We start from the raw sequence: 23,327 nt of genomic DNA, 5'->3' as shown, positions 1-23,327 counted from the left end.
GAAGCGGTTCGGCGATGGTTCGCGGTGTCCTGGAAGCGCGGTGCTCTTGACTGCCCACGTTCCGTGACTAAGTTCGAGTCACTCGAACTCTGCGAAAGGGGACACCCGTGAACCAGAGGCAGAAAACGCGGCGACGCCACGGGAAAGTACGGCGGCACCGGACCATCGCGCACATCCGGAAGCACCATCTGCACGGACGGCACCTCGGATAGCGAAGGGCGACTCGCTCGAATCTTCTTTACATCGAGTCTTGTCGCGTAAAGTTCTTTCGGCCAGACTGGCGGTATGGAGCACTTCGACGTGGTCGTGGTCGGCGCCGGGCTGTCCGGGATCGGCGCCGGATACCGGTTGCAGACCGAGTGTCCGGAGCGGAGCTACGTGATCCTGGAGGCCCGGGACGCGATCGGCGGGACGTGGGACCTGTTCCGCTACCCGGGCGTGCGGTCGGATTCCGACATGTTCACGCTCGGGTACCCGTTCCGGCCGTGGCGCGCGCCCAAAGCCATCGCGGACGGCGACACCATCCGCGACTACATCCGCGACACCGCGAAGCAGTACCGGATCGAGGACAAGATCCGGTTCGGGACGCGGGTGGTCGGAGCCGACTGGTCGAGCGAACAGGCGCGGTGGACGGTCACGGTCGAGCAGGTCGAGCAGGTCGAGCAGGTCGAGCAGGTCGAGCAGGTCGAGCAGGTCGAGCAGACCACCCCGGCTGCGGACGGCGCGCGCCGCACCGTCCAACGCCGCACCCTGACCTGCGACTTCCTCTACTCCTGCGCCGGCTACTACGACTACGAGGCCGGCTACACACCCGACTTCCCCGGCCTCGCCGACTTCGGCGGCACCGTCGTGCACCCGCAGTTCTGGCCCGAGGACCTGGACTACGCCGACCGCCGCGTCGTCGTCATCGGCAGCGGCGCCACAGCTGTCACGCTGGTGCCCTCGCTGGCCCGCGACGCCGCGCACGTCACCATGCTCCAGCGCTCCCCGACCTGGATCAGCCCGGTGCCCGGCCGCGACAAGATCGCCGACCGGCTGCGCGCGGTGCTGCCGCCGAAGGTCGCGCATCGTGTCATCCGGGCCAAGAACATCGCCTTCACCATCGGCGTCTACCAGTTCTGCCGCCGCCGGCCCGAGGCCGCGCGCCGCCTGTTCACGAAGCTCGCCACCCGCTTCCTCAAGGACGAGCAGCTGGTGCGGGAGCACTTCACCCCGAGCTACAACCCCTGGGAGCAGCGGCTGTGCGCGGCGCCCGACGCCGACTTCTTCCGCGCCATCCGCGGCGGCAAGGCCGACGTCGTGACCGACCACATCGAGCGGTTCGTGCCCGAGGGCATCCTCCTGACGTCGGGGAAGGTGCTGGAGGCCGACGTGGTCGTGACGGCGACCGGCCTGCGCCTGCTGGCCTTCGGCGGCATCGCCCCGCGCGTCGACGGCGAGGAGGTGCCGCTGTCCGAGCAGTTCGTGTGGCGCGGCGCGATGGTCACCGGCATCCCGAACTTCGCAGTGTGCATCGGCTACACCAACGCCTCGTGGACGCTGCGCGGCGACCTGACCTCCCGGCTGGTGTGCAAGGTGCTGAACCACATGGCCGCGCGCGGCTACCCGGCGGTGGTGCCGGTCCCCGACGGCACGCTGCGCGAGCGGCCGCTGCTCGACCTGAACTCCGGCTACATCCAACGCTCGATCCAGGAGTTCCCGCGCGCCGGGCACCGCAGCCCTTGGCGGGTCCGGCAGAACTACATCGTCGACGCCGCGACGACGATGCGGACCGACCTCGACAAGACGCTGCGTCCGGCGCGGCGTGAAGCAGCGAAGACGGGAGCGCGGTCGTGAGCGGAACCGATTCGGCAGAAGGAGCCGGGGACCCGGCGGGTGCGGAAGAGAAACTCCCGCAGCAACTGGCGCGACCCGCACACCTCCCACCCTTCCGCTTCAACGGCGCGGTGGCGGTCGTGACCGGCGCCGCCGGCGGCATGGGCGAGCAGCTCGCCTACGGCCTGGCCCTGCGCGGCACCCACCTCGTGCTCGTCGACCGCGACGCCGAGCGGCTGGCGGCGGTGAGCGAAGCGGTGGCGCGGCGCCGTCCCGAGACCCGGGTCCGGACCTTCGTCGCGGACCTCGCCGATCCCGACGCCGTGCGCCGTCTCGCGGCGGACATCCTGGACGCCGAGCCGGTCCTCAACCTGCTGATCAACAACGCGGGGGTGGCGCTCGCCGGGACGTTCGAGGAGACCTCGGCCGAGGAGTTCGACTGGGTGCTGGCCATCAACTTCGCCGCGCCGGTCGCCTTGACGCGAGCCCTGCTGCCCCGGCTGCGGGCGTCGGCGGGCAGCCACATCGTGAACCTCTCCAGCCTGTTCGGCCTCATCGCGCCGCCCGGACAGACGGCCTACTCCGCCAGCAAGTTCGCGATCCGCGGCTTCACCGAGGCGCTGCGGCACGAGCTGGCCGGCGAGGTCGGCGTCACGAGCGTGCATCCGGGCGGCATCAAGACCCGCATCGCGCTGGACGCGCGCGTGGCCGCGGCCGCGGATCAGGAGCAGAGCGCGAAGGCGATGCGGGCCTTCAACAAGGTGCTGACGTACCCGGCCGACCGGGCCGCCGGGCAGATCATCGAGGGTGTGCGGCGGCGCCGGGGCCGGGTGCTGATCGCCATGTCGGCGCGCATTCCGGACGTACTGGCCCGCCTGTTCCCGACGACCTATTGGGAGCAGTTCGAGCGCCTCAACCCACGGTCCGGTCGGCGGCGCTGACGGTCAGCGGTCCGATCGGGCGTCGATGAGCAGCAGGAATGCGAGGGCGACGGCGATGATGCAGGCGATGAGGATGACCAGGCCCATGGGGAACATGCGGGACTCCTCGGCTGGGGGTTTACTTAGAGCTTCGAACCGCCGGCGCCAGGAGTCCAGTGCCTCATGAACCGGTGCCGAACCGGTGCCTAATAAGGACGAGTTCGGACGTTGGTTCTGATCTATCCTCGACTCCATGCGCGCGGCCATCCTCGTCGAGGGAGTGAGCGATTCCGCGGCTCTGCACGCCCTGGCCGCGCGCCGGGGCCGGGATCTGACGGCCGAGGGCATCGAGATCCTGGTCATGGACGGTGCCACCAACGCCGCGCGCTACCTCCAGCAGTACGGCCCCACCGGGCAGGGCCTCAAGCTGGCCGGGCTATTCGACGAGGCCGAGGAACGCTTCTTCCGCCTCGGCCTGGAGCGCGCCGGCTTCGCGCCGGGGCCCGCCACCGAGGACCTGGAGGAACTCGGCTTCTTCGTCTGCCGCGCCGATCTGGAGGACGAGCTCATCAGGGCGGTGGGCGCCGACCAGGTGCTGCGCATCGTCGCCGAGGAGGGCGAGGACCGCTCGTTCCGCACTTTGCAGCGCCAGCCCGCGATGCGCGACAAGACCCTGCTGCACCAGCTGCGGCGCATGATGGGCGGCCGCTCCGGCGGCAAGGAGCGCTGGGCGCGGCTGCTGGCCGAGACGGTGCCGTTGGACTTGGTGCCGCGGCCGTTGGATCTGGTGCTGGCCCAGTTGTAGTCCGCGCGGGTGGTCGCCGTGGTCGCCAAGGCCGCCGTGATCGCCGTGGTCGATGCGGCGCCAGCCGTGGGCGGTCGCCGTGACCGATGGGGTCGGCCAGGGCGGCGCGAATGTCACAATTGTTACGAGCGTCAGGAGCCTGACGCCCCGCAGCGGGGTCAGCGTGCGGGGCGCCAGGGTTCTCAGACGGCCCGGCCTCCAGCGGTCCGGCCTCGATTTACGAGGCCTGGTGACCGGCCGGGCTCCGAGCGGACGGGCCGTCGGCGGAGCGGATGCCTAGCCGGCTCTAGCTGCCGCAGACACCGCCGTCGGTCCACACGCCGGAGCTGTTGCTGCCGGGAGTGTCGCCCTGGGTCCACCACTTGGCGGTCCACTTGTGGGCCGGAGTGCCGTACTGGACCACGGCGCCGCCGCTGTAAGCGGTGGCCGAGTTCCACAGCGCCAGGGTGCAGGTGCCGGCCGGCGGAGTGCTCGACGAACCGCCGCCGCCGCACGCGCCGTTGTCCTGCCACACGTTCTGCGTGTTGGCGCCGGGGGTGTCGCCCTGGGTCCACCACTTAGCGGTCCAGGTGTGGCTGTTGTAGGAGACGATCGCGCCGCCGCTGTAGGCGGTCGAGGAGCTCCACGGCGCCGCGCTGCACGTTCCGCCCGGGGACGAGGACGTGGAGGTCGACGGCGAGGTGCTCGGCGAAGTGCTCGGCGAGGTGCTGGGCGACGTCGACGTCGTGCTGCTGTTCGGCGGCGGGGGCGGCGTGGCCACACCCGCGAACTTCGCGGTGAACTTGGTGAAGTCCCAGTCGTTCTGGGGCACCGAGGAGCACGCGCCGGACAGCTGGCCGTTGTTGGACGGCGGGTTGCACTGCCGGTCGCGGTTCACCGACCAGTACGTGTACCGGGCCAGGCCGTGGCTGGTCGCGTAGTCCAGGACGGTCTGGAAGTCGGCCTGGTAGAAGTACTCGGACGCGTCGGTGCGCCCGTTCATCATCGACACGCCCTCGTGCTGGTAGGCGGTCGTGGAGTCCCAGCCCATGTGCGAGACCAGCAGGCCGTGGAAGGCCTCCAGCGCCGAGACCTGAGCCGCCGCGCCGCTGAAGCCGCCGTCGAACGGCATGATGGAGAAGTTGGCGGGCGTGAACCCGATGGACTTGGCCTGGTCCAGCAGCTGGGTGCCGAACCAGCCGGTGCCGGCGTTGGTGCCCGGCATCGTCACCGACACGTACAGGCCCGGGTTGTTCTTCTGCAGGGCCTGCGCCGCGCCGAGCTCGTTGGCGATGGCCTGGGTGTTCTCGTACTCCGGCTCCTCCAGGTCGAAGTCGATCGCCTTCAGCCCGTACTTGTCGACCACCTGCTGGTAGGCGGCCGCGGTGGCGGCGACCGTGCCGCAGGTCTGGCCCAGCTTGGTGCCGCCGTAGCCGCCGACCGAGACCGAGACGTCGCCGCCCTTGCCGCGGATGGTGGAGATCACCGACGGGATCGTGCTGTCCGAGCCGATCGGGCTGGTGCCGCCCCAGGTCGGCGAACAGCCGCCGCCGTTGGGGGCCAGGATGAACGCCAGCTGGAAGGCCTTCTGGCCGGTGGCGTCCATCACCGCCGAGACGTCCGGCGGGGAGTTGTCCTCGGGCATCAGGTAGGGCGCCGAGGCGTACCAGACGCTGCTGAGCGCGTTCGGGCTCGGCGCGGCGCTGGAGTTGGCGGCCAGGGCGATGGTGGTGCCGGCGGCGAGGGCCAGTGCCGTGACCGGCAGGGCCAATCGCCGCTTCAAACTCGCGGTTGCCATAAAGGGTCTCCGAGGGTGGCGGGGAGTGAGGTGGTGGGGACTCCGGAGTCGCGGAATATGATTGGACTAGACCAGTTCCCTGTCAAGGGTTACGGGTAAAGGGCTGGCAAACAAGGGTCAAGTAAGGGTCCACGGCGGATTGACCTGCGAGAAAAGATCAATGGTTTAGACCCTTGACAGACCACATTGGTCTACTCCACTTTGTGTGTCAGGGCGTTACTTCCTCGCATCCGCGCCTCGCTTCGCCCTTCCCCTCGTTACTTTCCCGCCACCACGGAAAGGTACGGACCCACACAATGACTCCCACAGCACCGGGCCGCCGCCGCATGGCGGTGCGCACCGGCGCACTGCTCGTCGCGGCGGTCGCCGCGACCGCGACGGCGCTGGCGCACAGCGCCTCCGCCGGGCCGGCGACCCCCGCCGCCGGCAGCAGCGTCTACTCGGTCGCGCCCTACGTCGACATGTCCAACGGCCAGGAAGGCCTGCTGGACACGGCGATCACCGGCCACGGCCTCAAGGCGTACACCGCGGCCTTCGTCATCGGCGCCGGCTGCAACCAGATCTGGGGCGACACGCTGCCGATCGGCAACGACTCCTACACCGACCCGGAGATCGCCAGGGCCAAGTCCGAGGGCGCCTCGGTGATCATCTCCTCCGGCGGCGCCGCGGGCGAGGGCCTGGCCTGGACCTGCACCACGCAGAGCACGATCAACTCCGGGTACGCGGCGCTCGTCGACGACTACGGCGTCACCCAGCTCGACTTCGACGTCGAGGGCGCCGCGGTGGCCGACGGACCGTCGATCGCGCGGCACTTCGTCGCGATCAAGGCCTTGAAGGCCTCGCACCCGAGCGTGAAGTTCTCCATGACGCTGCCGGTGCTGCCCTCCGGGCTGACCGGCGACGGCGTGAACCTGCTCAAGGCGGCCAAGACCGCCGGGGTGAAGATCGACGTGGTCAACGTCATGACCATGGACTACTACCAGGGCCAGCAGGACATGGGCGCGGCGGCGATCAAGGCCGCGCAGAGCACCCTGGCGCAGATGCAGTCCGTGGACTCCAGCTACACCTGGGCCAACGTCGGCATCACGCCGATGATCGGCACCAACGACGACGGCTCGACGTTCACCAGCGCCAACGCGCGCTCGGTGGAGTCCTTCGCGGCGAGCAACGGCGTCGGGCGGCTGGCGTTCTGGTCGATCAACCGCGACCAGCCCTGCGGCGGCCTGGCTCCCAGCGGCACCGTGACGCCGGCGGCCTCCTCGACGTGCAGCGGGGTCGGCGACGGCAAGTTCGCGTTCACCGACGCCTTCGTGCCGTACACCGGCTCCGGCGGCGGCACCACCGGCGGGACGACGACCGGCGGGACCACCGGTGGCACCACCGGCGGGACCACGGGCGGCACCACGGGCGGCACCACCGGCGGGACGACCGGCGGCACCACCGGTGGCACCGGTGGCGGCGGCTGCACGGCCACGGCGTGGAGCGCGACCGCCTCCTACGTGCCGAACGACGTCGTGTCCTACAACGGCCACAAGTACACGGCGACCTACTGGTCGACCGGCGTGACGCCGGGCTCGGCGATCGCGTGGAACATCTGGAAGGACAACGGCGCCTGCTGATGTCCTGACGGCCAAGAACGGCCGGCGTCGCCCGGCGCTGGGTGGTGCCGGGCGACGGCGGCTTCCATTGTCCGTGGAACAACCGTTGTCTTCTTGAACAGCGAGCCCGGCCGCGCCGGGCAGCGGATCAGGCCTCGGCCGGCGCGGCCAGCGTCCCGGGCGCCGCTTCGGGCGCGGTTCCCGTCCCCGGCCGCGTCCCCGTTCCAGTCGCCGGCCACGTCTCCGTTCCCGTGCCCGGCTGCGCCCCCGGCTCCGGCACCGCCGGCGCGGAGTGCGGCCGCCGGGTCGGGATCGTCGCGGCCACCGCGGCGGCCACCACCGCGACCGCGCAGCCGATCAGCAGCCCGGTCTCGAACCCGTTCTTGGACGGCAGCGCCCGGCCGCCGAAGTCGATGGTCAGGTGGGCCAGCACGATGCCCATCACGGCCGCCGAGGTCGAGGTGCCGACCGAGCGCATCAAGGTATTGAAGCTGTTGGCCGACGCCGTCTCGGACATCGGCACCGCGGACATGATCAGCGCCGGCATCGCGCCGTAGGCCAGCGCCACGCCGGTGTTGATGACACAGCTCACCACCAGCAGCGTCCAGGTCGAGCCGATCAGGCCGACCGAGATGCCGTAGCCCAGGGCGATGACCAGGGAGCCGGCGGTCAGGGTGAACTTCGCCCCGCGCCGGGCCGAGAGCTTCGCGCCCAGCGGCGAGACCAGCATCATCACCAGCCCGGCCGGCGCCATCCACAGGCCGGCCGCCTGCATGGACTGGCCCAGGCCGTAACCGGTGGCCTTGGGCAGCTGGAGCAGCTGCGGCATGATCAGCGACTGCGCGTACATCGAGAAGCCGACCACCACCGAGGCGGCGTTGGTCAGCAGCACCTGCTTGCGGGCGGCGACCCGCAGGTCCACCAGCGGCGCGTCCTGGCGCAGCTCCCACCAGCCCCAGAGCACGAACACCACCGGGGCGGCGAGCAGCAGCCCGAGCGTGGAGCCGGCGCCCCAGCCCCAGTCCGCGCCCTTGGACACGCCCAGCAGCAGGCAGATCAGGCCGACCCCCAGGCCCACCGCGCCGACGCCGTCGAAGCCGCCGCCGGCGCGCGGCGGGACCGCCGGGATGACCAGCCAGATCAGCCCGCCGACCACGGCCGAGAGCACCGCCGAGACCCAGAACAGCACGTGCCAGCTGGCGTGCTCGGCGATCGCCGCGGACAGCGGCAGGCCCAGCGCGCCGCCGATCCCCAGCGAGGAGCTGATCAGCGCGATCGCCGAGCCCAGGCGCTCGGCCGGGACCAGGTCGCGCAGGGCGCTGATGCCGATCGGGACCAGCCCCATGCCCATGCCCTGGAGCCCGCGCCCGGCCACCATCGTGACCAGCGAGCTGCCCAGCGCGCACACCACCGAGCCGGCGACCAGCGGGACGGTGCAGACCAGCAGCATCAGGCGTTTGCCGTAGAGGTCGCCGAGGCGGCCGGTGGCCGGGGTGGTGACGGCGCCGGCCAGCAGGGTGGCGGTCACCGCCCAGGAGGCGTTGGAGGCGCTGGTGTCCAGCAGCGTGGGCAGCTCGCCGATCAGCGGCACGATCAGCGTCTGCATCAGGGAGGCGACGATCCCGGCGCCGGCCAGGACGGCGACGACGAGGTGGGTGGGGGGTGCGGGGCGTCCGGAGCGCGGGCCGGCGGTCGCGGCGGTCACGGCGACGGCTCGCGGAGCGGCGGTCCCGGGCGACGAGAAGTTGTGTGCAGCATACACATAATAATGTGCACCATACATATGATGTGCATGGCGCACAAGGCTCCGTAGGATGGGACCATGGACAAGCACACCGACCTGGTCGAGTTCGAGAGCATGCTGCTGGGGCGCCACGTCCACATGAGCATCCGCTCGATCGGCGACGACGGCGGGCTGGAGCGCGGCGCGTACATCCTGCTCAGCCGGCTGCGGGTGGAGGGTGCGATGTCCATCGGCCAGCTGGCCGAGGCCTTCGAGCTGGACGTGTCCACCCTCAACCGGCGCACCGCGGCGCTGTCCCGGGGCGGCCTGATCGAGCGGATCCCCGACCCCGAGGGCGGCATCGCGCGCAAGTTCCGGCTCACCGAGGCCGGGGAGCGGGAGCTGGACCAGGCGCGGTCCTGGAACGTCGCCGGGCTGGACCGGGTGCTGGAGGGCTGGAGCAGCGAGGACGTCGACGCCTTCGCCGACTACCTGCGGCGGTTCAACACCGACATCGAGCGGATCTCGGGGCGGCCCTGGCCGCGGCCGTAGGGCAGTGGGCGGTGGCGGGAATCAGCCGTCAGGCGCCCCGCCTGGCGCTTTCCCGCCACACGCCGAACGCGGCGGCTCCGGCGGCCAGCGCGGCGATGCCGTGCACGGTGCCGATCGACCAGGTCAGGCCAGCCGCGGCCCCGCCCCAGGCGCCGATCGTGTACGCGGCCCAGACGGCGGTCAGCAGGACGATCGCCCGGCGGGCCTTGCGGCCGGGATCGTCGGCGAACGTGGAGATCAGGGCGACGAGGGTGCCGGTGAGGGTGGTCGTGGTGACGCCGCGCATCGCGACGCCGGCGGCGTACACGCTCTGCAGGCCCATCGCCGCCGCGGCCAGACCGAGCCGGAGCTCACGCGGCGCGCCCGCCAGGAGCACCACGGCGGCCAGCAGCACCGCCTCGATGGCCAGCAGGAGCCAGGGTGCCGCGTCCTCGCCGCTCAGCCGCGCGCGACGGAGGGGAATCACTGAAGCAGCAACCCCGAGACAGAACCCGACAAGTGAGGCAAGCGGGCCATAGGTGTCGTCGCCCGGAGTGACGGACTCCTGGGCCGTGCCGGGAAGTACGCGTTCTGCGATCTGGACCGCCAGGAAGACGGCGTTCCCGGTCTGGTTGGCCACGAAGACCGCGCCCAGCCGCACGTAGGCGACCGCGTCGACCCAGCCCGCGATCCCGGTGAGCAGCACCATCAGCCACGCCGTGCCGTGCACTCTGGGCGTTCGCGTCACGGGTACCAGGATGCGGGGACGCGCCTCGGGGGCCGGGCAGGCGCGCTCGCCGGAAGGTGATTCCATACTTCTGCCATGACCTGACAGAATGACCGGCCATGCAGCGCGATCTGACGGGTCTGGTGCTGGACGGCCGCTACCTTCTTCAGGAGCGGCTCGGGGCCGGCGGCATGGGCGAGGTGTGGCGGTGTCGGGACCAGCGCATTGGGCGCGATGTGGCGGTGAAGCTGCTCTTGGATGTGCGGCTGAACACCGAGATGGAGGCGCGCTTCGAACGTGAGGCGCGGGTCGCGGGCAACTTGTCCAGCTCGCTGATCGTGACCCTGCACGACTACGGACACGGCGACCTGGACGGCCGCGACGTGCCGTACCTGGTGATGGAGCTGTTGCAGGGCCGCACGCTGGCGCAGATCCGCAACGACGAGCGCAACTCGCGCCGGGTCCTGAGCTGGGGCGCGCAGGTGTGCGCCGCGCTGGAGGCCGCGCACCGCGCGGGCGTGGTCCACCGCGACATCAAGCCCAGCAATGTGATGATCACCGACGACGGCGCCCTGAAGGTCCTGGACTTCGGCATCGCCCGGGTGATCGAGGACGGACACACCCGCGGCGGCCTCACCGCCGACGGCACGGTCATCGGCACCGCCGACTACATGTCCCCGGAGCAGGCGGCGGGGCAGCCCACTGACGCCCGCAGCGACCTGTACTCCTTCGGCTGCCTGCTGTACTTCCTGGTCACGGCGCGGCCGCCGTTCGTCGCCGACTCCTTCTTCGGCATGCTGCAGAAGCAGCTGAACGAGACGCCGGCGCCGCCGAGCAGCTACCGCCCCGGCCTGCCGCCGGAGCTGGACTCGCTGATTCTCGCGCTGCTCGCGAAGGACCCGGCGGCGCGGCCGCCGGGGGCGAAGGTGGTGCGCGAGGCGCTGGAGCGGATGCTGCCGACGCCGAAGCCGGACGCCGCGGCGAAGGCCGCGGGCGCGGCGCGGGCGGGAGGCCCGACCGGGGAGGAGCCGACGCGGCCGGACCAGTCTTCGGGCGCTGCCACGGCGGTGGTCGGGGGAGCGGCCGCTGGCGCTGCCGCCGGTGCTGTGGCCGGGGCCGTGGCGGCTGTCGCGGCGGCCGGTACCGGCCCTGCGGCCGGGCCGTCGGCGCCTGCTCCTGGCACTCCTGGCACTCCTGGCGGCCCCCAAGGCAACCAGGGTCCTCAGAGCGGCCACGGTAGCCAGAGCGGCCAGGGTAGCCAGGGCCCTCAGAGCGGCCAAGGCGGCCAAGGCGGTCAGGGCGGCCAGAGCGGCCAGGGTGGCCAGGGCAGCCAGAGCGGTCAGGGCCCTCAGAGCGGCCAGGGTGCCGGCCGTCCGGCGAACCAGCCCGGTCCCGGGCCGGCTCTCGGCGCGATCCCGTCCCCGGTCGCCGGATCCGCTCCGGCAGCGGCCCAGACCGCGCCCTCCGGGGCCGGACAGCCGCCGCACCAGGGCAGCGGCAGCGGCAATGGCAACGGATTCGGTGCCGTGGCCGGAGCGAAGCCCTCCGCCGACGTGCCGGCCGTGATGGGCTCCGGCCCGATCCCGCCGCCCAACATTCCGCCGCACGTCCCGATGCAGCCGCCGACCCATCCGCCGACGCAGGTCGGCGAGACGGACCCGACGCGCGTCGTCCCGGCGGAGTTCGGCGGGCGCGGCGTCGCCGAGACCGAGCAGGCCCCGGCCAAGTCCACGTCCGGCTCCCGCATATCCCGGCGCAAGCTGCTGGTGGGCGCCGGCGGGCTCGCCGGCGTCGCGGTGGCCGGCGGCGGCGCCTACGTGGCTCTGGGCTCGAAGAAGGACGTCAAGACCGGCGACACCACGAACCTCGCCGCCGGCAGCGCCACCACCCCGAGCCCGACCGGGTCGCCGTCGAACGCCGACGCCTCCGGGCCGTCGAGCTCGGACTCGTCGTCGGACGCGGACACGGCCTCCTCGTCGAGCTCGTCCTCGGCCTCGGAGTCGCCGTCGACGTCCCCGTCGTCGGCCGCCGGGTCGCTGCCGCCGCTGACGCCCAGCAGCGTGCCGGTCGGGCAGATCGAGCTGCCCGGCAACCCGCAGCTGGTCTACGCGTTCATCAACGGCGGCAAGCACCTGATCGTCTCCGACGACGCGAACGGGGTGCAGATCTTCGACATCACCAACGCCGCCGCCGCCCTGAAGGTCGGCAGCATCCCCATCCCGCTGGCCGACGGGAAGCTGCAGGAAATGCTCAGCATGGACTACAGCCCCGCCCGGGGTCTGCTGGTCCTGGGCGGCAAGGGCGGCCTGTACCTGTGGGACGTGAAGGACCCGACCAAGCCGGTCCAGCTGTCCGCGCGCGGCGACGTCAACGGCAAGCGGGTCTCGGACCTGGCCCTGAGCTCCGACGGCATGAAGCTGGCCATCGCCACCGTCGACGACTCGACCCCGACCGTCGGCAACTGCGTGCTGGACCTGGCCGACCCCAAGCAGCCGGCCCAGATCAGCACCCTCACCCCGTCCGACAAGGACAGCCTGGAGCTCGTCGCGTTCGCCGCCGGCGACAAGTACATCGTCACCACCGGCCACGGCGAGGACAGCCGCGCGGCGATCTTCCAGCTCTGGGACGCCGGGAACGCGCGCAACGTCGTGCCGATCAACTCCGCCTCCTGGTACGACCCGGCCGCGACCAAGCTCACCGGCGCCCTGTACGTGGCGACCTCCGGCCCGTGGAACACCCTGGTGCTGGGCGTCTCCGGCGCCGACGACCAGAGCCAGGACATGCAGTTCCTGGACTTCCGCAAGCCGCAGTCCCCGGCCAAGCAGTGGAAGTTCACGAACATCTCCGGCGCGCTCGGCTTCCACCCCACCCACCCCGTGGTGGTCGCCGGCGACTCCCGCTCCGGCGCCGCGACGATCTACGACATGACCGACCCGGGCCACCCGCTGCCGATCACACAGCTGGTGAAGGAGACCGGGCGCGTGCTGTCCCTGGGCTTCAACCCGGACGGCAGCCTGCTCGCCATGGCCCTGCGGCGCAGCGACTACAGCGACAAGGCGGTCATCTACTTCTGGAAGATGTGACGGCCCGCGTTTTTCACAGCGTTCCACGAAAGAATCCGCCCGCCCGGTGCCTGTGCACCGGGCGGGCGGATTCTTTCGCGTCCAACTGCGACGTCCAACTGCAACTGACGTCCAAGTGTAATCGTTCAAGTGCAGCGTGCTTGACATGCCTTCTGGCCGAACGTAGAAATGGCATGATCGTGTGCCGCTGCCGATATTAGAGCGATAGCTCTGTTGTGCAATGCCGATTTATTTCCTGGCACCGCTTCCGCACATCATTGCATCACTTGGAGGAGAGTCATATGTCGAATCCGTACGAGCCGGAGGAAGGCGTCTACCGCGTCCTGCGCAACCAGGCGGGCCAGCACTCCTTGTGGCCCGCGTTCCTCCAGGTGCCGGAGGGCTGGGCCGTCGTCCACGACAAGGACACGCGCAGCGCCTGCCTGGACTATGTGGAACGCAAGTGGACCGATCTGAAGCTGGTCGCCGTCGCCGGCGAATAGAGCACCGACACCGGCTCGGCGCGGATTCCTCACATCACCAGCCCCGCTCCCGCCACTCGTCCAGGTGCGGACGCTCGGCCCCCAGCGTGGTGTCCTTGCCGTGGCCGGGATACACCCACGTCTCGTCCGGCAGCCGGTCGAAGATCTTCGCCACCACACCGCTGTACAGCGACTCGAACCGCTCCTGGTCCTTGTTGGTGTTGCCGACGCCGCCGGGGAACAGGCAGTCGCCGGTGAACAGGTGCGGGATCCCGTCCGGGTCGGCGGCGTCCCGGTAGAGCAGGGCGATCGAGCCCGGCGTGTGGCCGACCAGGTGGATCGCCTCCAGCTCGATGTCGCCGACCCGGACGGTGTCGCCGTCGTCGACGAGGTGGGCCGTGGGGACCGGGATGCCCTCGGCGTCGGCGCGGCCGGCGTGGGTGGCGGCGCCGGTCGCGGCCACCACGTCGGCCAGGCCCTGCCAGTGGTCGCCGTGCTGGTGGGTGGTGATCACCGCGTCGAGGCGGTCGCCGGCCAGGGCCAGCACGGTGGCCGGCTCGGCGGCCGCGTCGATCAGGACCCTGGTGCCGCTGGTCCTGCTCTCCAGCAGGTAGGCGTTGTTGTCGAAGGGGCCCACCGAGACCTTGGTGACGGTGAGGGCCGGCAGGTCGCGTACGGCCGCCGGGCCGCCCTGCGTGACGTCGCCGGTGTAGTCGGACATGGCTGTTTGCCTCCCGGGTCGCTGACTCTGGTCGGTGCTGTGGCTGAGCTTGTCGCTGGTGACTAGTCCCCGAGCCCCTGCCCGGCGCGCGCGGCGCCGAGGGTGCTGTCGTCCCCGTGCCCGGGATAGACCCACGTCTCGTCCGGCAGTCCGGCCAGCGGGCCGGCGGCCAGGTCCAGCGGCGCCGGTCCGTGCGGTTCCTTGCCGGACAGGCAGTCGCCGGTGAACAGGTGCGGATGCCCCTTCGGGTCGTCGTAGAGCAGCGCCACCGCGCCCGGGGTGTCGCCGCCGAGCTGGACCGCGGTGAGGGTGGAGCGGCCCACCTGGATCTCGTCGCCGTCCAGCAGCGGCACCGCGGTCGGGACCTCGATCGCCCCCATGTCGTAGGCCCCGGCCATGGTCACCGCGCCGGTGGCCGCGGCCAGCTCGGCCAGCGCCCGCCAGTGGTCGTGGTGCCGGTGGGTGGTGACCACCGCCGCCAGCGAGCCGTTGACCAGCCGGATCAGGGCCGGCGCGTCGTCGGCGGCGTCCACCAGCAGCTGCTCGCCGGTGAGCCGGTCGCGCAGCAGGTAGCAGTTGGTGGCCGCGGGGCCGACGGCGAGCTTGGTGACGATCAGCCAGGCCAGTTCGTGCACGGCCGGGGGGCCGCCGACGTGGACGGAGCCGTGGTAGGTCATGTCCGGCGCTCCTTGACGGGGACTCTTACTGGTGACGGTAAGGGCTCAGCCCCAGCTCGGCAGCTCCGGCAGCGGGCCGCGCCCGCCCTCGGGCAGCGCCGCCACCAGGCCGTCGCCGGAGGCCCGGCCCAGCAGCCAGGCCAGCAGTGCCCGCTTGGGCCCGCGCACGGTCAGCACCTCGGCGTCGCCGGCCGCGGCCTTGACGCCGTAGACCTCGTCCTCCTCCTCGACGTCCAGGCGCAGCGGCGGGAACCCGTCCCGAGCCTGGAAGCGCTCCAGCGTCAGGGCGAACCAGCGGTCGGTGAACGCGTCCGACCAGTGCGCCGGGGTGAAGTCGGCGTCCAGGTCCACGTGGTGGATCAACAGCTCGCCCAGGCGCTTGGCGGGCACCTCGAAGGCCGGGAACGGCTCGGCGCCGGGCACCCGGACCACCCCGCGGCCCCAGGCGTCGGCCATCGCCACGGCGGCGTAGGCTTCGGCGAACCGGGCCGCCGACTCCCGCAGGTCGGCCAGCTGGGTCGCGGCGTCCCGGGAAGAACCCGCCTCGATGTCGGCGTTGCGCTGGGCATCGGATGCGTACATGGGCGTGACCTCGCCGGTGGCCGCGGTGTTGAGCAGGTTGGCGTGGCCGTCGGCGTTGCGGGCGATGTGGGCCAGGACGTGCCCGCGTGTCCAGCCCGCGCACAGCGAGGGTCCGCGCAGGTCCTCGTCGGTGAGTTCGGCGGCGGTGGCCAGCAGGTGCGCGGTGGCGTCGGAGATCTGCGCGAGCGTGGCGGCGGCGTCGAAGGAGGCGGGCACGGCGGTGGAGGATTCGGTCACGGCGGTAACTCTTCCGCACTGGGGCCGCGTCTGCCACACCGTTCCCGCCCTCGGACCGCCGCGGCGACCGCCGCCGGGGCGCGGACCTGCGAGTACGGCGAAAACCAGAACTTGTCGGAGCCCCCGTCTAGCATCGGTGCGAGTCATGTCTCCAGGAAGGTTTCACTAGTGGATCGGCTGATCGTCCGCGGCGCGCGGGAGCACAACCTCAAGGACGTTTCAGTGGACCTCCCTCGGGACGCCCTGATCGTGTTCACCGGCCTGTCCGGCTCGGGCAAGTCCTCCTTGGCCTTCGACACGATCTTCGCCGAGGGCCAGCGGCGTTACGTGGAGTCGCTGTCGGCCTACGCGCGCCAGTTCCTCGGGCAGATGGACAAGCCCGACGTCGACTTCATCGAGGGGCTGTCCCCGGCGGTGTCGATCGACCAGAAGTCGACGTCGAAGAACCCGCGGTCGACCGTCGGCACCATCACCGAGGTCTACGACTACCTGCGGCTGCTCTACGCGCGCGCCGGCCGGCCGCACTGCCCGGTGTGCGGCCGCCCGATCGCCCGGCAGAGCCCGCAGCAGATCGTGGACCGGGTGCTGGAGCTGGAGGAGGGCACCCGGTTCCAGGTGCTGGCGCCGGTGGTGCGCGAGCGCAAGGGCGAGTACGTCGACCTGTTCAACGAGCTCCAGGCCAAGGGCTTCAGCCGGGCCCGGGTGGACGGCGTCGTGGTGCAGCTGACCGAGCCGCCGACGCTGAAGAAGCAGGAGAAGCACACCATCGAGGTGGTGGTGGACCGGCTGGCGGTGAAGTCCTCGGCCAAGCGCCGGCTCACCGACTCGGTGGAGACCGCGCTCCAGCTCGGCGGCGGCATGATCACCCTGGAGTTCGTCGACCTGGCCGACGACGACCCGAACCGCGAGCGCATGTACTCCGAGCACCTGTACTGCGTCTACGACGACCTGTCGTTCGAGGAGCTGGAGCCGCGCTCGTTCTCCTTCAACTCGCCCTTCGGCGCCTGCCCGACCTGCTCGGGCCTGGGCGTGAAGATGGAGGTCGACCCGGAGCTGATCATCCCGGACCCGTCCAAGACGCTGCACGAGGGCGCGATCATCGCCTGGGGCGCGGCGGCGATGGGCGCGGAGTACTTCTCGCACATCCTGGAGGGCCTCGGCGAGGTCATCGGCTTCGACATGCACACGCCGTGGGAGCGGCTGCCGGCCAAGATCCGCAAGGTGATCCTGGAGGGCTACCCGAAGAAGTACACGGTGCGCCGGGTCAACAAGTACGGCCGCGAGCGCACCTGGGAGGCCCGGTACGAGGGCGTCATCCCGTGGGTCACCCGCCGCTACGCCGAGGCCGAGACCGACTCCGCGCGCGACCGCCACGCCGGGTTCATGCGCGAGGTGCCCTGCGAGGCCTGCGACGGCACCCGCCTGAAGCCGGTGATCCGCGCCGTGACCCTGGGCGGCGAGCGCGGTGAGGGCGGCCTGTCCATCGACGAGGTGGCCGGGCTGCCGGTGGGGGAGTGCGCCCAGTACCTGCGCGACCTCAAGCTCACCGACCGCGAGGCGCAGATCGCCGCCCGGGTGCTCAAGGAAGTCAACGAGCGCCTCCAGTTCCTGGTCGACGTCGGCCTGGACTACCTGTCCCTGGACCGGGCCAGCGCCACCCTGGCCGGCGGCGAGGCCCAGCGCATCCGCCTGGCCACCCAGATCGGCTCCGGCCTGACCGGCGTGCTCTACGTCCTGGACGAGCCCTCGATCGGCCTGCACCAGCGGGACAACCACCGCCTCATCGAGACCCTGATCCGGCTGCGCGACCTGGGCAACACCCTGATCGTGGTGGAGCACGACGAGGACACCATCGCCATCGCCGACTGGGTGGTCGACATCGGCCCCGGCGCCGGCGAGCACGGCGGCCAGGTCGTGGTCTCCGGCACCGTGGAGGACCTGCTGGCCTCCGAGGACTCGCTGACCGGCATGTACGTCTCGGGCCGGCGCCGGATCGAGATCCCGGCGCTGCGCCGGCCGATCGACCCCGAGCGGCAGCTGGTGGTCCGCGGCGCCCGGGAGAACAACCTGCGCGACATCGACGTGGCGTTCCCGCTGGGAGTCTTCGTCGCGGTCACCGGTGTGTCCGGCTCCGGCAAGTCCACGCTGGTCAACGACATCCTCTACACCACGCTGGCCCGGGAGCTGAACGGCGCGCGCGGGGTGCCCGGCCGCCACGTCCGGGTGGACAACGTGGACCTGCTGGACAAGGTGGTGCACGTCGACCAATCGCCGATCGGCCGCACCCCGCGCTCCAACCCGGCCACCTACACCGGCGTGTTCGACCACATCCGCAAGCTGTTCGCGAACACCACCGAGGCCAAGGTCCGCGGCTACCAGCCGGGCCGGTTCTCGTTCAACGTCAAGGGCGGCCGCTGCGAGAACTGCCAGGGCGACGGCACGATCAAGATCGAGATGAACTTCCTGCCGGACGTCTATGTCCCCTGCGAGGTGTGCCACGGCGCCCGGTACAACCGGGAGACGCTGGAGGTCCACTTCAAGGGCAAGAACATCGGCGAGGTGCTGGACATGCCGATCGAGGAGGCCGCGGACTTCTTCGAGGCCGTCCCGGCGATCGCCCGGCACATGCAGACGCTGGTGGACGTCGGGCTGGGCTACGTCCGGCTGGGCCAGTCGGCGACCACGCTGTCCGGCGGCGAGGCGCAGCGGGTGAAGCTGGCCGCCGAGCTCAAGCGCCGGGCCACCGGCCGCACGGTCTACGTCCTGGACGAGCCGACCACCGGTCTGCACTTCGAGGACATCAACAAGCTGCTCGGCGTGCTCCAGCGGCTGGTGGACCAGGGCAACTCGGTGATCGTCATCGAGCACAACCTGGACGTCATCAAGACCGCGGACTGGATCGTCGACATGGGTCCGGAGGGCGGCCGCGGCGGCGGCCTGGTGGTGGCCGAGGGCACTCCGGAGCAGGTGGCCGAGGTGGCCGGGAGCCACACCGGCCGGTTCCTGGGGCCGATCCTGGGCGGGGAGGCGAACGCCGCGACGGCGGCGCTGACCGCGGCCCAGGAGCGCAAGCCGAAGGTCGCGAAGGCGATCGCGGCGGCGAAGAAGAACAACGCGCCGGACAAGGCGGTCGCGGCCAAGGCGGCCGGGGCGAAGGCGGTTCCGGCCAAGGCGGTTCCGGCCAAGACCGTTCCGGCACAGTCGACCGCGAAGAAGGCCGCCGCCAAGAAGGCGCCGGCGAAGAAGGCGGTGGCCAAGAAGTAGTCCGGGTGCGATCCCGGGTGGAGCGGCGGCTCGTCCGGACCCTCAGCGCGAATTCATAGGTGGACATGATGGACTACTCCCCATGTCTGAAGAACTCGAGGTCGAGGAGTCCGGTCCGGACCGCCGCTCCCTCATGAAGGCCGCCGCGCTGGTCGCCGTTCCGGTCGTCGGGGTCGGGACGGTCGCGGCCTGCTCGTCGAGCAAGTCCGGCGGTTCCGGTCCCAGCACCGGCGCCGGTGCCACCCCGGTGACGGTCCCCTCGTCCTCGGTGCCGGTCGGCGGCGGGACGGTGAACGCCGGGGTGGTCGTGACCCAGCCGCAGGCCGGCGTCTACAAGGCGTTCAGCGCCGTGTGCACGCACCAGGGCTGCACGGTCAAGGAAGTGGCGAACAACCAGATCCACTGCCCGTGCCACGGTTCGATCTTCAGCGCGCAGGACGGTTCGGTGGTGATGGGCCCGGCCACCCAGCCGCTGGCGGCCATGACCGCCACGCTGAGCGGGGCGGACGTCACCGTGTCCGGGGCGGCCAAGAGCTGAGATCCCGCTCTGATACCAGGTCAGCGGCATACCGTGGAAATGCATCCCTGTCACCCGAGAGGGCGAAAACTCTCAACTAGTTGATGCTGGCGACGACGGCGACCGCGTGTCGGACTCCCGCGCACGTCCGCGGATCCCCCAGTGTGGGCACCCAAGCACCCATACCCGCGGGGGTCCTCCTCTTGTCCGACACCGGATCCGCCGTCGACCCGCGTCCAGGACGCCGGCTGCGCGCGCTGCGCGACAGCCGCGGTTGGTCGCTGAGCCGGCTGGAGCGCGAGACGCATTACTCGCGCGGCTATCTCAGCCGGGTGGAGAACGGTCTCCAGCGCATGACCGAGGACCTGGCGCAGTCCTGCGATCGTGCGCTGGGCGCCGGGGGCGAGTTGCTGGCCGCCGTGCGGAGTGGGCTGGGCCAGGAGTGTCCCTATCCCGGGATGTCGTCGTATTCGGAGCACACTGCGCGGTGGTTCTTCGGGCGCGAGGAGGCAGTGGCGCGCTTGTCGAGCCAAGTCCGGAGGCAGGTGCGGCGGGGATATGGGCTCTATGCCGTGGTCGCGCCTTCTGGTTCGGGTAAGACGTCGCTGCTGCGTGCGGGACTTGTTCCGGCGCTGCGCGATGCGGACGCCGCGGTGACTGTGCGCGTCGCGAATCCCGGACCCGAGCCTGAGCTGCCCGCCGACAACGCCGATGTGTTGGTCGTGGACCAGTTCGAAGAGGTGTTCACTCAGTGCGACGACCCTAAGCGGCGCGAAGCGTTCGTCGAAGGGCTCTGCCGGAGAGCACAAAACACTACGTGTGTAGTACTCGGGATTCGCGTCGACTATCTGGGACGCTGCTTAGAGGATCCCTATCTGCTGCCTCTCCTTCAGGAACACACCTACCTGCTCCCGCCACTGACGGACGCGCAAGTACGCCTGGCCATCACGGGCCCTGCGGACAGCGTCGGTCTCGCCGTCGATCCGGACCTCCCAGATCTGATCCTGCGCGATCTGCACGACCGCAAAGGCGCCGTGAGCCTGCCGTTGCTGGCGGAGTGCTTGCACGGGATGTGGCACGACAAGCGGCGGCAACGCTTAGGGCTGGCGGAGTACATCGCCTCCGGCGGCGTCGGGGGAGCGTTGGCACGCTCAGCCGATAAGGCGCTCGCAGACCTTGGAGCCGACGGCTCTGCCATCGCGCGCCAGGTACTGCTCCAGCTCGTACGTCTAGGCGATCGCCAGGACGACACCCGGAGATGGATTCCACTAGCGGTACTTGTGGGACGGACCGTGGGGGATCCGGAGGTCGTTGATCGCGTCGTGGAGCATCTCATCGCGTCGCGCCTTCTGGTGGTGGACGACGAGCAGCGGGTCAGCCTGACGCATGAAGCGTTGCTCTGGGAGTGGCCGACACTGCACGCCTGGATCCGCGACGGCAAGGACGAACTGCGCGATCGCCAGGAGTTCGCCGATGCTGCCGCGCGGTGGCTCCAGGGAGAACGCGACCCCGGACTCCTGGCGCGAGGACGCCTATGGGAGCGGTCCGAAGGGCGTGCCGAGCACCTCAGCCCTCTGGAACAAGACTTCTACGCGGCCTCGCTGACCGCTCACCTGTCGGAACAGCGCGGGCGGATCCGGAACCGGAGGCTGCGCGCGTCGCTGGTCGCGGCATCGGCAGCGGCCCTGGTGGCGGTGGCTGTCGTGATCGGCCAGCTCGGCCGGAACCTCGCCTTGGAGGACCAAGAGAGCGCGGACCTGCTCGCCACCCAGTCAGTACAAGCGCTGCACACCCGTCCTGAGGACGCGACGCGAATGGCGATCGCCGCACTGGAGACGGCAGAGAATCCAGCGACCCGCAGCGCGGTGCTGAGCGATCAGGCCACCGGGTTCTTAGGACTCTTCCATCAGCATCGATACGCGGTGAACGCTTTAGCGTTCCGCGCGGACGGTACCGAGGCGGCCTCCGGAGACGAACAAGGCGAGGTCTGGCGTTGGAACCCTGATAACCGCCGACCAGTAGGAAAGCCACTGGAAGTCGGCGCCGCTGTTCACGCAATCGCCTATAACCCCGTGTCAGGAGCCATGGCGGTGGCGGCCGGGGAACGAGGCGACGTCCTCGTCGTTCCCGCCAGAGGTCCTGAGCTCCACCTGCGCGGCCACACACGCACCGTGCGCTCGCTCGCCTACAGCCCCGACGGCCGCTGGCTCGCCACCAGCGGCGACGACGGCACCGCGCGCGTCTGGAACACGGCGGACGGAACCCAGGTCGGCGCGCCGATCGCACCCGGAGACGGCAACATCTACGCCGTCGCCTTCAGCCCCGACGGCCGGCTGCTCGCCACCGGCGGCGAGGACGGGAAGGCGGCGACGTGGAACGTCGCGGACCGGAGCCGAGCCCAACTCTTCGCGGGCCGGCACACCGACGCCATCCGCACCGTCGCCTTCAGCCCCGACGGCGCCACCCTCGCCACCGGCGGCTGGGACGGCCTCACCGGCGTGTGGACCGCCGCCACCGGGGGTTTCGTCGTCGGTCTCGGCGGTCACACCGACTCGGTCACCGCTGTCGCCTTCGACACCGACGGCGGACTGCTGGCCACCGCCTCGCAGGACGACCGCGCCGACGTCTGGAGCACCGCCACCTGGCACCAGGTCGCCCAGTTCGCCGGGCACGCCGCCCCGATCAACACCCTGGCGTTCCGCCCCCGCACCACGGGCCTCGCGACCGGCAGCGAGGACCACACCGTCGCACTCTGGGACCTGACCGCCGGCGGCGCCGTGGGCCGCGTGCCCGGCCAGCCCGCCTTCCACGCCCTCGCCGCCGCCCCGGGCCTGCTCGCCACCGCCGACGCCGACGGCTACGCCACCTTGTGGACGCCCACCGGAGCCACTCCCGCCCGCCGCCTCGGCGACGGCGCCGCCCCGATCACCGCCGTGGCCCTCACCCTCGACGGCAGCCGCCTGGCCACCGGCGGCCTCGACGGCTCGGTCGACCTCTGGGACCCCCGCACCGGCCGCCGCCTCACCCGCGTCGCCGCCCCGAACGGCACCGACCGCACCAAAGTCACGGCCCTGGCCTTCAGCCCGGACGGAACCCGCCTCGCCGCCGGCGGCTGGGACGGCACCCTGCGACGCTGGGATCTGTCATCGGCTCCGGCCCCGGCGCCGGCCTCGGCTCTGTCCTCGGCCCAAGCCCCAACCCCGGCCCTGGCCCCAACCCCGTACCCGGCCCCGCGCCGCCTCCCCACGATCACCATCCCGCACCGCATCTTCTTCGCCGTCGCGTTCGAAGCCGACTCCCGCACCGTCGTGACCGGCAGCCAGGACGACACGGTCTCGTTCTGGGACTGCGACACCGGCGCGCGCCGCGACACGCTCGGGTCGTCGTTCGCCGACTCGGTGCTCTCCGTGGCCGTCAGCGGGCGCCGCCTCGTCGCCGGCGGCCGGGACGGCACCGTCCGGCTCTGGGACCAGCGTTCCGGGCCCGGCTTGCTCCTGGGCTATGCCGGCCAGGTCGGCGCCGCCGTGTTCGCCCCCGACGGCTCGCTCGTCGCCACCGGCGACCGCGACGGCACCATCCGGCTCTGGGATCCGCGCGGCCACCGCCTAGTAGCGACCCTGACCGGCCACGGCCGGGCCGTCACCGGCCTGGCCTTCGTCGCCGCCGACCAGCTCGTCAGCGCGAGCGAGGACGGCACCCTGCGGCACTGGGACCTGCGCCCGGACCGCGTCAGCCGCCTGCTGCGCGGCCGCCTCGCCGACTGAGCCGCGGACCCGCGAAGAAATACCCTGAAACCCCGCCCCGATCAGGCGACTCCGGCAGCGGTCCGACTCCGCCGATACCCCTAATGGGTCGCGTCAGCGACTCGGGTCAGCGAACCGTGCCAGAC

The 23,327-nt window shown here is 71.2% G+C and carries 15 protein-coding genes and 1 pseudogene; 10 read left to right on the top strand and 6 right to left on the bottom strand.

All coding sequences use genetic code 11. The features are described 5' to 3' along the window. The first annotated feature begins 285 nt into the window (after nt 1-285). From ABD481_RS15225 to ABD481_RS15215, 3 genes are all read left to right on the top strand, one after another. Nucleotides 286-1,836: a flavin-containing monooxygenase gene (locus ABD481_RS15225; protein ID WP_344666291.1), complete on the top strand. Its 1,551-nt coding sequence runs from the start codon at nt 286-288 to the stop codon at nt 1,834-1,836. After that, on the top strand, nt 1,833-2,756 hold the full coding sequence (locus ABD481_RS15220) for an SDR family NAD(P)-dependent oxidoreductase (protein ID WP_344666290.1): 924 nt from the start codon (nt 1,833-1,835) through the stop codon (nt 2,754-2,756). The genes ABD481_RS15225 and ABD481_RS15220 overlap by 4 nt, the downstream gene beginning before the upstream one ends. 232 nt (nt 2,757-2,988) lie before the next feature. Next, nucleotides 2,989-3,540 (top strand): TOPRIM nucleotidyl transferase/hydrolase domain-containing protein, encoded by a 552-nt coding sequence (locus tag ABD481_RS15215; RefSeq protein WP_344666289.1) that lies wholly within the window; start codon nt 2,989-2,991, stop codon nt 3,538-3,540. Nucleotides 3,541-4,030: 490 nt separating this feature from the next. Here ABD481_RS15215 and ABD481_RS15210 read toward each other — a convergent pair. Beyond that, nucleotides 4,031-5,317 (bottom strand): annotated as a pseudogene (locus ABD481_RS15210) (chitinase); the annotation flags it as partial. A 296-nt stretch (nt 5,318-5,613) separates the two neighbouring features. On the opposite strand from ABD481_RS15210, the gene ABD481_RS15205 reads away from it, so the two are divergent. Next, on the top strand, nt 5,614-6,936 hold the full coding sequence (locus ABD481_RS15205; protein ID WP_344666287.1) for a chitinase: 1,323 nt from the start codon (nt 5,614-5,616) through the stop codon (nt 6,934-6,936). A 127-nt stretch (nt 6,937-7,063) separates the two neighbouring features. Here ABD481_RS15205 and ABD481_RS15200 read toward each other — a convergent pair whose 3' ends face one another. Further along, the gene (locus ABD481_RS15200) at nt 7,064-8,620 is read right to left on the bottom strand and encodes an MFS transporter (RefSeq protein WP_344666360.1); all 1,557 of its coding nucleotides are present in this window, start codon (nt 8,618-8,620) and stop codon (nt 7,064-7,066) included. Between the two features lie 117 nt (nt 8,621-8,737). Here ABD481_RS15200 and ABD481_RS15195 point away from each other — a divergent pair, with 117 nt between their 5' ends. Beyond that, nucleotides 8,738-9,190, top strand: coding sequence for a MarR family winged helix-turn-helix transcriptional regulator (locus ABD481_RS15195; protein ID WP_344666286.1), 453 nt, complete (start codon nt 8,738-8,740; stop codon nt 9,188-9,190). Between the two features lie 28 nt (nt 9,191-9,218). On the opposite strand, the gene ABD481_RS15190 is transcribed toward ABD481_RS15195, so the two are convergent. Next, nucleotides 9,219-9,917 carry a DUF1275 family protein gene (locus tag ABD481_RS15190; RefSeq protein ID WP_344666285.1) on the bottom strand — a complete coding sequence of 233 codons (699 nt, stop codon included), beginning with the start codon at nt 9,915-9,917 and terminating at the stop codon, nt 9,219-9,221. A gap of 98 nt (nt 9,918-10,015) precedes the next feature. On the opposite strand from ABD481_RS15190, the gene ABD481_RS15185 reads away from it, so the two are divergent. Together ABD481_RS15185 and ABD481_RS15180 are read left to right on the top strand one after the other, a co-directional pair. Next, nucleotides 10,016-12,979: a protein kinase domain-containing protein gene (locus tag ABD481_RS15185; RefSeq protein WP_344666284.1), complete on the top strand. Its 2,964-nt coding sequence runs from the start codon at nt 10,016-10,018 to the stop codon at nt 12,977-12,979. Between the two features lie 281 nt (nt 12,980-13,260). Beyond that, nucleotides 13,261-13,461 carry an MbtH family protein gene (locus ABD481_RS15180; protein WP_344666283.1) on the top strand — a complete coding sequence of 67 codons (201 nt, stop codon included), beginning with the start codon at nt 13,261-13,263 and terminating at the stop codon, nt 13,459-13,461. Nucleotides 13,462-13,495: 34 nt separating this feature from the next. Here the strand turns inward: ABD481_RS15180 and ABD481_RS15175 are convergent, their stop codons facing one another. From ABD481_RS15175 to ABD481_RS15165, 3 genes are all read right to left on the bottom strand, one after another. Continuing rightward, nucleotides 13,496-14,161 carry an MBL fold metallo-hydrolase gene (locus tag ABD481_RS15175; RefSeq protein ID WP_344666282.1) on the bottom strand — a complete coding sequence of 222 codons (666 nt, stop codon included), beginning with the start codon at nt 14,159-14,161 and terminating at the stop codon, nt 13,496-13,498. 62 nt (nt 14,162-14,223) lie between these two features. Continuing rightward, a complete protein-coding gene (locus ABD481_RS15170; protein ID WP_344666281.1) occupies nt 14,224-14,838 on the bottom strand; it encodes an MBL fold metallo-hydrolase in 615 nt (204 codons plus the stop codon). 45 nt (nt 14,839-14,883) lie between these two features. Next, nucleotides 14,884-15,657: a maleylpyruvate isomerase family mycothiol-dependent enzyme gene (locus ABD481_RS15165; protein ID WP_344666280.1), complete on the bottom strand. Its 774-nt coding sequence runs from the start codon at nt 15,655-15,657 to the stop codon at nt 14,884-14,886. Nucleotides 15,658-15,825: 168 nt separating this feature from the next. On the opposite strand from ABD481_RS15165, the gene uvrA reads away from it, so the two are divergent. The 3 genes from uvrA to ABD481_RS15150 all read left to right on the top strand — a co-directional run bounded on the left by uvrA (nt 15,826) and on the right by ABD481_RS15150 (nt 23,202). Continuing rightward, nucleotides 15,826-18,921 (top strand): excinuclease ABC subunit UvrA, encoded by a 3,096-nt coding sequence (uvrA, locus tag ABD481_RS15160; RefSeq protein WP_344666279.1) that lies wholly within the window; start codon nt 15,826-15,828, stop codon nt 18,919-18,921. 82 nt (nt 18,922-19,003) lie between these two features. Continuing rightward, nucleotides 19,004-19,459, top strand: coding sequence for a Rieske (2Fe-2S) protein (locus ABD481_RS15155; RefSeq protein ID WP_344666278.1), 456 nt, complete (start codon nt 19,004-19,006; stop codon nt 19,457-19,459). Nucleotides 19,460-19,641: 182 nt separating this feature from the next. Then, nucleotides 19,642-23,202, top strand: a complete 3,561-nt coding sequence (locus ABD481_RS15150; RefSeq protein WP_344666277.1) for an nSTAND1 domain-containing NTPase — start codon at nt 19,642-19,644, stop codon at nt 23,200-23,202. Nucleotides 23,203-23,327: the final 125 nt, after the last annotated feature.

Origin of the sequence: Catenulispora yoronensis, from assembly GCF_039531695.1 — a bacterium.
GTDB lineage: Bacteria > Actinomycetota > Actinomycetes > Streptomycetales > Catenulisporaceae > Catenulispora > Catenulispora yoronensis.
This window is presented reverse-complemented; position numbering and strand designations above follow the sequence as displayed.